This is a genomic window from Salegentibacter haimaensis, from assembly GCF_054121495.1.
Genome location: NZ_JBSYGH010000011.1, coordinates 40,635 through 52,443, shown reverse-complemented (window position 1 = coordinate 52,443; position 11,809 = coordinate 40,635). Strand labels below are relative to the sequence as shown.

The window sequence follows — 11,809 nt, the reverse complement described above, 5'->3', positions numbered from 1 at the left end:
TTGGTTTAACCAAAAGTTAACAAAAGAATCCGGAATTTTTAAATCACTTTAAGAGAATGCCGTGTAATTCGGCAACCTTAGATTTGGTAAGGCTTAGGCTGGTATTTTCTATGACGAAATCGGCGAGTTTTAGCTTTTCTTTATCAGACCATTGATTGGCCATTCGGGCTTCAATTTCTTCGATTTTGCTTTTATCCCGTTTCTGAAGTCTTTTTACCCTCTCCTTTTTAGGAGCAGTTACCAGAATATTGTAATCGCATTTTTTATATCCACCGGTTTCAAATAAAATAGCGGCTTCATAGATCACATAAGGTGAGTTTTGCGCGGCAATCCAGGTCTCGAAATCCCTGGCCACGGCAGGATGAATTACGGCATTGAGAGCTGCCAGTTGTTCAGCATCTTTAAAAACCCGGGAAGCGATATAGGCCCGGTTAGGTGCTATACCATTATAGGCCTGTTCACCAAAAATATCAATAACTTCCTGTCTTATTGCTTTTGAAGTGGCCAGCAGTCGTTTCCCCGCTTCATCGGCTATATAAACAGGAATACCCAATTCTTTAAAAAATCCGGCGACGGTAGTTTTTCCGCTCCCAATTCCTCCAGTTAATCCAACTACCTTCATCGCTTAATCACGAATTGAATTTTGCGTTCGCTTAACCTGATGTTATTTACAAACTCGGGCTTTTTCACCAGTTCGGCCAGCAAATAATCTTCCCCCTCTTCCAGCTTATTAAAATCACATACCACGCTAAAGTCCTGTGCTTCTACCATATCGTATTTATTCAAACTCACCTGATAATTCACAATAACTTCCTTTGGAAAAATACTCACATTCGTATTGGCCGGAACATTGATTAGCTTCACCGGGATTTTCACCTGGCCTTCGGTATATTTGGCAACTTCCTGGTAAAAGCTCACCGAACTGCGGTAGAAACTCAGGCGACCCAGCCCACTGGTATCCAGGGCTACTTCGCCGCTTAGATTTCGGCTAATGTTATTAAATTCTTTCGGTATGGTATTTACAAACTCCAAGCTGTCTATCATCGCCTCGGGGCCGCTAATGCTAACAGAATCGGGGATTAACACCAGGGCTTTATCGGCCGCATAACCCACTGCATAGTTGATTTGAATCTGCGGTTTAACCACAACCACTTTTTTTGTTTTTGGCTGAAAACCTACCACCACCTCAGGCACCAAAAACCGCGATTTGTCAAGATCGAGACCCAGGCTTCTGGAAACCGCCTCGCTGTTTTCTTCAAGATAATATACCAGGCTCTGCCCCTGCTCTTCGGCGCGGCCCATATTTAATTCGAGTTTGGGGGTAAACATTTTATAGTACCAGATATTAAATCCGCGATCCTGAAGGCGTAAGTCCAGACTCCTGGGGCGATCTTCGGCCAAACTCTTATCTAGCGGAACATTTACATAGCTCACAGGAACTTTGATAATTTGAGTGTATTCCTTAGACATTTGCACCATAAACCAGATAATGGTCGAAAACAGCAAAAATACCCCAAAGGTCTTTAGGCTGGATTTTCTAACTCGAAAGTTTCGTATCCTAAACTGATTTCGCATGTTTAAAGAATAACTGCGGAAATTCTTTTTCCGGCTGTTTTTGTAAAATTTTTACCTGCCAGGTCGATTCTAAAAACCCATAGCCATAACCAAAAAACTGGATAATTACTGCCTGCAGACTTAATGCTCCAATAATAAGACTTTTATTCTTTATAGCCGAACCCGTAAAAATTAAGATAAAATACATCGCATAAAGCAGTAAAGGCCACCAAATTCCAGGTTTCAGCAGTAATACCGAAAGGATTAATCCGCCGCTAAACAGGGATGGGAACCAATAGGTGATTTTTTCCGAGCCCGGGTGCCATTGGTTAAGTATAGGTCTTACCAGGCCAAATTTATATACCTGGGTATAGAATTTAGACCAACCAATTCTGCGTTTGTGATATACTTTCGCCCCGGGAATAAGGCAGGTAGTTAATCCTGCTTTTTTCAACCTCAGGCTTAGGTCGGGATCCTCGCCGGGATGAATAAGGCCAAAACCTTTACTTATTTCAAAAGCTTTTCTGGAAATCCCCATATTAAAACTTCTGGGCTGAAATTCATCTACGGCCCTGGCGCCGCCGCGAATTCCGCCGGTGGTTAAAAAGGAGGTCATGCTAAAATCGATAGCTTTTTGGATCCTGGTAAAATTTTTATGAGCCGCATCTGGCCCTCCAAAACAATCGCAGGCATTTGAAGCTAAAAAGCTGTCTACTTCCCTGAGGTAATTTTCTGGCAGAATCACGTCACTGTCCAGGATAAGAAACCAGTCTCCCCGGGCTTTTTTCATCCCGAAGTTACGGGAATCGCCGGGACCGGAATTTTTCTTGTAGAAATACTGAATATCGAGGGAGACCCCGAATTCCTTGCAAATATTTTCAGAAGTAAGACTCGAGCCATCTTCTACGATTACCACTTCAAAATTTTTCTGAAAATCCAGCTCAAGCATAGACTGCAACAACTCCCTTATCTCATCGGGACGGTTGTAAACTGGAATTACGAAAGAATACCGGGGCATCATAGGCTCAAAGATACTAAAGAAAAAAGCTGCCTGAAAGCTGAATTTTCAACTTTCGCGGCAGCTTCTCGCAAATTATTCAGGAAAATTACTCCTGGTCTTTCATAAAAGTTTCCATCACCTGCTGGCTTACTCCCATATTCGAAAAGCCTCCATCGTGGAAAAGATTCTGAAGTGTAACCTTTTTGGTAAGATCAGAGAAAAGCGACACGGTATAATCGGCGCAATCCTGGGCTGATGCATTACCCAGCGGCGACATCTTATCGGCATAGGCGATAAAGCCGTCAAACCCTTTTACTCCCTGCCCCGCGGTGGTTGGCGTTGGCGATTGAGAAATGGTATTCACCCTTACCTTTTTATCCTTTCCGAAGAAATACCCAAAACTTCTGGCGATAGACTCCAAATAAGCTTTGTTATCGGCCATATCGTTATAATCGGGAAAAACGCGCTGAGCAGCCATATAGCTTAAAGCTACTATGCTTCCCCATTCGTTCATCGCATCTTTTTTATACAAAACCTGCATGGTTTTATGGAAAGAAACCGCAGAAACGTCCCAACCTTTGTTGGTGAAATCGTAATTCATATCGGTATAGTGATTTCCTTTTCGAACGTTAACCGACATCCCAATAGAATGCAAAACGAAATCGAGTTTTCCGCCAAGAATTTCAGTAGCCTTTTCAACTAAATTTTCAAGGTCTTCTACTTTAGTAGCATCGGCCGGAATGATTTCGGCATTGGTTTTTTCGGCCAGGTTTTTAATGCTACCCATTCGCATAGCGATTGGAGCATTGGTAAGCACAAATTTTCCACCTTCGGCGTGTACCCTCTCGGCAGTTTTCCAGGCGATAGAATTCTCGTCCAGGGCTCCAAAGATGATCCCTCTTTTTCCTTTAAGCAGGTTATATGACATATTATTTGGTTTTTTAAGGTTGCTAGAGCCGGTAAAGATAGCAAAATCATCTGCACGGCTTTTGGCATTTTTTGGTTGCTATTCAATAAGCGCACGGGCGTGTGCCCTTGCCGATTCACTTTTGGTATTTCCTCCAAGCATAAGCGCCAGTTCATCTACACGATCTTCTCCTTCGAGCTCTTTGATGCGCGTGCTGGTAACCTGGCCGGTATCTTCTTTAAAAATCTTAAAATGGCTGCTGCCTTTCCCGGCGATTTGAGGCAAATGCGTAATGGCGATCACCTGCATAGAATTTCCCATTTGTTGCAGGATCTCCCCCATTTTTTGTGCGATATCTCCCGAAACCCCGGTATCGATTTCATCAAAAATAATGGTAGGCAACTTGCTTTGGGCGGCCAGAATACTTTTCACCGCAAGCATAATTCGCGACATCTCCCCACCCGAGGCAGCTTTTTTCATCTCTTTAAAACTTCCGCCTTTGTTGGCAGCCAGGTGCCAGCCTAATTTATCTTTCCCGTTGCTTAAAAATTCAGGCTGTGTTTCCAGCTCAATCTTTAACCGGGCGTTGGGCATTCCAAGATCGCTTAGAATGGCTTCCACCTGTTTGATAAACTGCGGAATGATCTTTTTTCTAAGCTGATGAATTTCTTCGGAAAGTTTTTCCAGCTCTTCCCGCTTTTTTGAGATTTGCTGCTGAATTTCTTCCAGACTTGCCTCTGCATTTTCGCTGATCGAAACTTTTTGCTGAAGCTCCTCCTTGATCTGAAGCAGTTCTTCAATATCTGCTGCAGCATGTTTTTTCTGAAGATCATATATAAGCTGCAGTTTGGCGTTAGTAGCTTCCAGCTCTTCAGGATTAGCTTCTACCCTGTCAAGAGCAGCTTCTGTTTCATCGGCTATATCGTCAAGTTCTATGATAAGACTCTGCAGGCGTTCGTGCAGCCCGGCATAGACCGGTGAAAATCCTGAAATTTTAGCCAGAGAGCTGCGCACCTCTTTCAGCAGTTCCATACTACCCAAATCTTCCCGGCGAATATTTTCCAGAGCAGCACTTAATTGTGTGGTGAGCTCTTCAACATTGTTGAGCTCCTCATAACGGGTTTCGAGATCTTCGAGCATCCCGGGTTTTAAGCGGGCTTCCTCGAGTTCCTTCAACAAAAACGCATTATAATCATACTCCCTGGTGGCGGCCGCCTGCTCCTGTTTAAGGTTTTCAAGCCGTTTTTGAAAGTCTCTAAATTCTTTCAGGTTTGATTTATACTCCAGCAAACGGCCTTCGGTCCCGGCTATGGTGTCTATCACATTAAATTGATAACCTGCATCCCCAAGGCTTAGGGTTTCGTGCTGGCTGTGCACATCGATCAAAAAATTCCCTAATGCATTAAGAGCATTGAGGTTAACCGGAGTGTCGTTCACAAAAGCCCGGGATTTTCCCGAGGGTAAAATCTCACGGCGAATTATGGTTTGGGCCTCATAGTCTAAATCTTCGGCAGTGAAGAAATCCTGCAACCTGTAATTTGCAATTTTAAAACTGCCTTCAATCACGCATTTTTTGCCGGGATCTCTTATCACTCCGTAATCGGCACGATTTCCTAACAGCATTCCAAGGGCGCCCAGCATAATTGATTTTCCGGCGCCGGTTTCACCCGTAATTATGCTAAAACCTTCCTTGAGATTAAGGTTAAGATCTTCGATAAGGGCGTAATTTTTAATCGATAAAGCTGTAAGCAATGTAGTTTGGATTTTGCGCTAAATATACGGGAGATAAGTTTGCAAATCAACCACAAAAATGCCTATTGCACATTGTTCCAATTTCGGGAATATCGCGGGGCAATGCTATTAAGGGTTTGCTTAATACCCGGCCGGTTGATATCGGGGCCACCACTAAAAATGCGGCTAACCTCATCGGCCTTTGAATCAAAAAATGTGCGCAATAGCAGGGAGTTGGGCCTGCGAGAGTTCATATTTTGCAACTTTTCAAGAGCATCGGCAATAGCGATTTTTCCCTGCTGAGTGTCCTGATGCATCACATCAAGCCCCAGGCGATGGTATTCGTATAGCGTGGTACGATATTCAGCGAAAGTATTAGACAGTAAGTCGGTATTTAGCCTGAAGCGGGAGTTGGTTCCATCAGATGCCTGCCAGCCGCGGTTTCCGCTGGATTGTGCACTGGTCAAAATCTGATTGGCCATTTGGTAGTATTGAGTGCCACCATTAGGTGAAAAAGTATCGGCGTCCATTCCCAAAATGGTGTACACATAAAACGAAATTACCGAAACCAGGTTATTGGTATAAGTATTCTGGCTGAATTCCAAAGGTTGGTATTCCCTGTAGGTAAATCCAAACTGGTTATCGTTGAAATTGAAAATTGGGGTAATCATAGTAGAACCATAAACTGGCCTGGAAGACTGTACCTGTATGGTCCCGCTGAAGCTTTCTTCTTCAAAACTATTAATCGTGATAAAAAAGCTGCAGCTAATACGCTCGGCCGGCCCTACTTCACGATTGGTCCAGTTGGTACGGTTTACAAATTCATTAAGACTCTGCTGCAAGGTGCGAAAAACCGACAAATTTGCCTGGCCGGTTTGCTCGGTATTTAAAACGATCTCGGCATTGAGTTCCTGGGCCGTAGTAAACAACGTGCCGGTAAAAAACAACAGTATGAGCAGCAGTTTAGGCATAAAATCAATTTTCTAAGTAAGCTCAGGTTCAGTTCTGTAGATCCCGATCATCGAGTAAATGTACGATTTCGTTTAGAATATCGGCAGCCACTTCAGATTTTGGTTTCAGGTCGAAGTCTTTTTGTTCATTTTCAAAAACGATGCTTATTTTATTGGTATCGTTTTTAAATCCTGCCCCCTTATCACGAAGACTATTTAAAACAATAAAATCAAGGTTTTTTCGTCTTAATTTGTCTCGCGCATTTTCAAGCTCGTTGGTGGTTTCAAGGGCAAAACCTATAAGTTTTTGCTGCTGTTTTCGCTCTCCCAATGAGGCCAGAATATCGGGGTTTTTCACCAGCCTAAGACTCATTTCGTCCCCTGATTTCTTTATTTTTTCTGAAGCAACCTCGGCCGGGCGATAATCTGAAACTGCAGCCGCGGCAATTACTACATCGCAATTATCGAAGTGTGCATTTACCTCCTCAAGCATTTCCCTGGTATTCACCACCCTGTGTAGCTCGATATTAGTTTGATCTGTTTGCAGCGCAGTAGGTCCAGAAACCAGGATTACTTTTGCACCCATTTCGGCAGCTTTTCGGGCAAGTTCAAAGCCCATTTTACCGCTGGAATGATTTCCAATAAAACGCACAGGATCTATGGCTTCGTATGTTGGCCCTGCTGTAATGAGTATGGTTTTGTCTTTTAACGGAAGATTTTTGGAAAGATCGGCTTCAATAAAAGCGATGATTTCTTCAGGTTCGGCCATACGACCTTCACCATACAGTCCGCTTGCCAGTTCTCCAGAGCCAGCAGGGATCATAATATTCCCGAAAGACTGAAGTTTCTCCAGGCTGTTTTTTGTGCTGGGGTGCTGGTACATATCCAGATCCATAGCCGGAGCGAAATACACCGGGCATTTGGCTGAAAGATAAGTGGCCAGCAAAAAATTATCTGAAGCGCCCGAAGCCATCTTGGAAAGCGTATTGGCAGTAGCGGGGGCTATAAGCATAAAATCGGCCCAGAGGCCGAGTTCTACGTGATTGTTCCAGGCTGCGTTTTCATCTTCTTCGTTGGTGAAAGATGAAATCACATCATTTTTGGAAAGTGTGGAAAGACTAAGCGGAGTAACAAAGTCTTTAGCAGCCGGGGTCATCACCACTTTAACTTTGGCCCCGGCTTTAATGAATAATCGCACCAGGAAAGTAGTTTTGTAGGCAGCAATACCACCGGTAACTCCTAACAAAACTTTCTTACCCTGCAGTACAGACATAGCTTCTTAAACCTCGCTGTCTTTAGTATTGCGGTAGTAGATCTTATCTTCCAACCACTCCTGAACTGCCAATGCGTGAGGTTTTGGCAATTTTTCGTAAAATTTTGATACCTCTATCTGCTCTTTGTTTTCAAAGATCTCATCAAGGCTGTCATTATAAGTGGCAAACTCGTCAAGTTTCTCCAACAATTCCTTTTTGATCTCACCATTTATTTGAGTTGCTCTCTTGGCAACTATAGAAATTGCCTCATAAATGTTGTTGGTAGGCGCATCTACCAGATTCTTATCTATGGTAGTGGTGTTTACAGGTGCTTCGGTCTTTTTGATATCCATCTTCGTCCTTGATTAAAAGTTTTGCAATCTTGAATTTATGTCTTCTGAGGCGGTGTTAACAATAGTATTATATTCACCTTCAGGAAAGTATTTTTTATAGGATTTGGCATAGGTCTCGGCCTGGGCCAAACGCTCCTCCATTAAATTTCTATAGGAATTGATCGCATATTGATATGCAGAATCAAACCTGTAATAATAAGCCAGTTCTCTAAACGGAGAGCCGGGGTAATCGGCGATAAAATTGGTGAACGCTGTCATAGCCGCCACGTAATTCTCGGTATGATGATATTGCTTTGCAATCTCGTAGGCCTTTTTCTCAAGCTTGGTTCGCAGTTCGGCTACTTTCTCGTTGGCATCATCAACAAATTCTCCGTCGGGAAAAGTATCTATGTAATTTTGAAGTTCTCCAATCGCCTTGTTGGTATCGGCCTGATCCAGATCGTAACGCGGGGAATTATGATAATGACTTATTGCTTTTTTATAGGCTGCTTCTTCCAGGCGTTGGCTATTGGGATAAGACTGAATAAAACGCTCAAACTGGTAGCTTGAAAGATAATAATCCCCTAACTGATAATAAGAGTCGGCAAAAAGGAAACTCAGTTTTTCACCCTGGGGCTTTCCGCGATATTCGGGGGCGATTTGCTCCAATAAGCGGGCGGCCTTGCGGTATTTTTTGTTGCTGTTTTCTTCCTGAGCCTCATTATAAAGTTTTTCGGCAGTGGTATACTTTAAACCGGTATCCTCACTTCTTAATACTTTTTGATATTCGCTGCAGGAGAGACTAAGCAAAGCTACTCCAATTACTAAAATCGCTTTTTTCTTCATTTGTAAAAACATCTGGCAAAAGTACATTTTTCCTCAGTATAAAAAAAATTTCTAAATCGCCTGAAAATCGGGAAAATCTGCTTCAGGAATTCATAAAAAAACCCGGTAAAAACCGGGCTTTATATTAAACGTAAATCGAGTTTAAAAATTTTGCAGGAAGCCTTTTAATTCTCCATCCAGCTTTTCTGATGCCGGAATTAAAGGCAATCGCAAATAATTCTGAACTATATTTTTATGGGCCAGCAATGATTTTATCCCGGTGGGATTGCCTTCAGCAAAAATAAGATCTATTGAAGCCATAATGCGGTATTGCAATTCGTAGGCTGCAGCAGCATTTCCTTCCAAACCTAGATTCACCAGGCGGCTAAATTCGGCCGGAAGACCCTGCCCTATTACCGAAATCACTCCCTTACCTCCCGCCAAAATCATTGGCAGGGTGATCATATCATCTCCTGAAATCACCAGAAAATCTGAAGGCACCAGGCTAATAAGCTTCATCGCCTGCACCATATCTCCCGCAGCTTCTTTAATCCCTATGATTTTATCGAAGTCTTCAGCCAAACGCTTTACGGTTTGAGGTAAGATATTGGAAGCCGTTCTTCCTGGCACATTATAAATTATTACGGGCAGCGGAGAGGCCTTTGCTACAGCTTCAAAATGCCTGTAAATTCCTTCCTGGCTGGGCTTGTTATAATAGGGAGAAACCGATAAAATCGCATCGAAGCCCGAGGTATCGGCAGTTTGTAATTCTTCAACCACCCCTGCAGTGCTGTTACCCCCAATGCCCAGAACCAGGGGTAGTTTGCCATTATTGGCTTTTTTGATTGTATTTTTAACCAGTTCCTTCTCCTCCTGGTTTAGAGTAGCACTTTCTCCGGTAGTGCCTAAAACCACCAAATAATCTATGCCATTTTCAATTTGAAAATGCACCAGTTTTTCCAAAGCTTCCACATCTACGCTTAAATCTTCCCGAAAGGGGGTAATAAGCGCTACTCCGGTACCTGTTAATGATCTCATTCCTTAATTTTAGTATTTAGTATTTTCAAATATTTTATCACTTCCCGTTGAAAAACCGTCCTATCTACAGTGTCTATGATCAAATTTGCTTGCCTGGTTTGCAGATTTTTAGGCACAATCTTTAGATTGGCCTTTAGGTTTTTTATCAAAAAATCAAGTTCAGGGCTGCTTTTAGCTCCCCAAAACACCAGGTGCTGAAATTGCATCGCGGCAAATTTCAGCAGTTTTTGGTTTTTAATCTTTCCGTTAATTCCTATTTGCTTCAGCTGAAAATCTTCTTCGGAAGCACTTCCACAGAAAAGCAAATTCAGACTTTCAGAAACTTCCAGGGCCCGGGCCACTTCTACTGCAAACTGCACAGCTTCTTCAGAAGCTTCAGCAAAGACAAATCCAATTTCGGGTTTTTCTTCAACCCCGGCATCCTTAATTCTTTTAGCGGCAAGGCTAAACCTTAATCGGGAAATCATCGCTGCAAAATTATCATTAAAAAAGAAGCTGGTTTACCTTCTAAAAGTCAGTTTTAAGCTGAATATTGCATATTTAACAGCTTTATTTTTTTTGTAAAAAAAGTAACAGATTTAAAATCTATAGCATGTTTAATAATCGCAGCTCCTTTTCGCGGGTAATAAAAAACAAAAATGCAAAACTAATCATCGCGAACCTAAGCAGGTTTTCGATTAGCCACACACTGGTATCCTGCATATAAAACTGCCCCATATCCCTGAAAATATCGGCAAAAATCATCGCTAAAGCTCCCGAGATAAAGAAAACCGATTTACGGGAATACGAATTGAGATAATAGATAAGCCCCACCAGCCCAAGCAACATGAGGTTTATGTAATACAGAATGTAGAGACCATAAACAAGGCTACTGGAAATGTAAGTTTCCAGTTCGAAGAGATGCAGACCCATTAACCAGGAATTTATCACCACCAGAAATAGGAAATAGAGCAGCATATACCTGCTGGCTTCCTTTCGCCGGGTATATTTTAGTGCTTCCCTGCTTAAAAAAATATAGGAAGCCATTATAAACAGCAAACTTGAAATATTAAAATACCACTCCGACCTAAAAATATGAGTGAATTCCCCTAGCAGAATAAAAAGTAAAAAAGCTGCAAAATTCAGATTATAGAAGTGTTTTTTGCTTCTGATACAAACTAATAAAGGAAGAAAAAAGCCAATTCGACTGGCGGTGACTAACCAGGTTTCCCCAAAAAGTATGGCAAAGATATTCAGCACAACAAAAAACACCAGCATAATGGCACAATAGGCGGGGAATTTCATATATAAGATTTTGGGGCACCCTGACAATAATTCAAGGAATACCACAAAAAAACATTAATTTCTGAATAAAACGCATTTTACCTCCTGTATTTTCGATAAAATGCAAAATTAATCGGGTAAAAATGCATTTCTGAAAGATGGGTTAATAGTTTAACTTTGCAGCATCAAACTTCAGTATGAAACTTAAAATTCTAAGCATTAGCCTGATTTTCTTGTTTTTAGCTTTTGGCTGTAAGCAACATGAAAGCGCCCCGATTCAAATTACGGGAGAACGCATTGGCATAGATCAGGAGATCCAGGCCGACACGGCGATTGAAAATTTTGTAAAACCCTACCGGGAGTATATCAATAAAACCCTGGACAGTAGCCTGGCTTACAACCCCACCGGGCTCAATAAACAGGACGGCGAACTAAACACGGCTTTGGGAAACCTGATGGTAGATGCTATGGTAGAGCAGGCCAACCCGGTTTTTAAGTCCCGCAGCGGAAACGAGATGGATATGGGGCTTCTCAATTTCGGCGGAATTAGATCTGGTTTGGACAAAGGCGCCGTTACTGCGAGAAGCGCCTATGGTCTTATGCCTTTTGAAAATGAAATCGTAGTGGTGAAACTTAGCGGAAAAAAAATTCAGGAAATGCTGGCCTACCTCGAAAAAGCTAAAACTGCACACCCGGTAAACGGTATCGAGATTAAAATGAATAAAAACTATGAGCTGATTTCTGCAAAAATCAATGGTGAGAATATCAATCCTGAAGCTTCCTATTTTGTAGCGACCTCCGATTATTTGCAACAGGGCGGGGACAATATGAACTTTTTTAAAGAGCCTGAAGAGCTTTATGAGCTGGATTATAAGCTGCGCAATGCGCTTAAAGATTACTTCACAAAAATCGATACGATTAAGTCCCAATCCGACCTTAGATTTACCAAAGAATAA

General features: G+C 42.3%; 13 protein-coding genes. 1 reads left to right on the top strand and 12 read right to left on the bottom strand.

Going from position 1 to position 11,809, the window contains the following annotated elements; all coding sequences use genetic code 11:
• Positions 1–43 precede the first annotated feature (43 nt).
• The 12 genes from coaE to ACW6QP_RS11275 form a co-directional block, all read right to left on the bottom strand.
• Positions 44–622 carry a dephospho-CoA kinase gene (coaE, locus tag ACW6QP_RS11330; protein ID WP_457910987.1) on the bottom strand — a complete coding sequence of 193 codons (579 nt, stop codon included), beginning with the start codon at positions 620–622 and terminating at the stop codon, positions 44–46.
• On the bottom strand, positions 619–1,575 hold the full coding sequence (locus tag ACW6QP_RS11325; protein ID WP_457910986.1) for a YbbR-like domain-containing protein: 957 nt from the start codon (positions 1,573–1,575) through the stop codon (positions 619–621). Before ACW6QP_RS11325 ends, coaE begins: the two co-directional genes overlap by 4 nt.
• Complete coding sequence (locus ACW6QP_RS11320; RefSeq protein ID WP_457910985.1) at positions 1,559–2,575, bottom strand: glycosyltransferase; 1,017 nt, start codon at positions 2,573–2,575, stop codon at positions 1,559–1,561. Before ACW6QP_RS11320 ends, ACW6QP_RS11325 begins: the two co-directional genes overlap by 17 nt.
• An 85-nt stretch (positions 2,576–2,660) precedes the next feature.
• On the bottom strand, positions 2,661–3,482 hold the full coding sequence (locus ACW6QP_RS11315) for an enoyl-ACP reductase FabI (RefSeq protein WP_457910984.1): 822 nt from the start codon (positions 3,480–3,482) through the stop codon (positions 2,661–2,663).
• A gap of 78 nt (positions 3,483–3,560) precedes the next feature.
• The gene (gene recN / locus ACW6QP_RS11310) at positions 3,561–5,213 is read right to left on the bottom strand and encodes a DNA repair protein RecN (protein ID WP_457910983.1); all 1,653 of its coding nucleotides are present in this window, start codon (positions 5,211–5,213) and stop codon (positions 3,561–3,563) included.
• A gap of 62 nt (positions 5,214–5,275) precedes the next feature.
• Positions 5,276–6,163, bottom strand: a complete 888-nt coding sequence (gene porD, locus ACW6QP_RS11305; RefSeq protein WP_457910982.1) for a type IX secretion system protein PorD — start codon at positions 6,161–6,163, stop codon at positions 5,276–5,278.
• Between the two features lie 28 nt (positions 6,164–6,191).
• A complete protein-coding gene (coaBC, locus tag ACW6QP_RS11300; RefSeq protein ID WP_457910981.1) occupies positions 6,192–7,415 on the bottom strand; it encodes a bifunctional phosphopantothenoylcysteine decarboxylase/phosphopantothenate--cysteine ligase CoaBC in 1,224 nt (407 codons plus the stop codon).
• Positions 7,416–7,421: 6 nt separating this feature from the next.
• Complete coding sequence (locus tag ACW6QP_RS11295) at positions 7,422–7,748, bottom strand: DNA-directed RNA polymerase subunit omega (protein ID WP_457910980.1); 327 nt, start codon at positions 7,746–7,748, stop codon at positions 7,422–7,424.
• A 12-nt stretch (positions 7,749–7,760) separates the two neighbouring features.
• Positions 7,761–8,585 carry an outer membrane protein assembly factor BamD gene (locus tag ACW6QP_RS11290; protein WP_457910979.1) on the bottom strand — a complete coding sequence of 275 codons (825 nt, stop codon included), beginning with the start codon at positions 8,583–8,585 and terminating at the stop codon, positions 7,761–7,763.
• Between the two features lie 129 nt (positions 8,586–8,714).
• A complete protein-coding gene (gene dapA, locus ACW6QP_RS11285) occupies positions 8,715–9,590 on the bottom strand; it encodes a 4-hydroxy-tetrahydrodipicolinate synthase (RefSeq protein ID WP_457910978.1) in 876 nt (291 codons plus the stop codon).
• A complete protein-coding gene (locus ACW6QP_RS11280; protein WP_457910977.1) occupies positions 9,587–10,057 on the bottom strand; it encodes a DUF6913 domain-containing protein in 471 nt (156 codons plus the stop codon). The genes dapA and ACW6QP_RS11280 overlap by 4 nt, the downstream gene beginning before the upstream one ends.
• Positions 10,058–10,175: 118 nt before the next feature.
• On the bottom strand, positions 10,176–10,874 hold the full coding sequence (locus ACW6QP_RS11275; RefSeq protein ID WP_457910976.1) for a hypothetical protein: 699 nt from the start codon (positions 10,872–10,874) through the stop codon (positions 10,176–10,178).
• Between the two features lie 176 nt (positions 10,875–11,050).
• Between ACW6QP_RS11275 and ACW6QP_RS11270 the strand changes: the two genes are divergently transcribed.
• A complete protein-coding gene (locus tag ACW6QP_RS11270; RefSeq protein ID WP_457910975.1) occupies positions 11,051–11,809 on the top strand; it encodes a 5'-nucleotidase C-terminal domain-containing protein in 759 nt (252 codons plus the stop codon).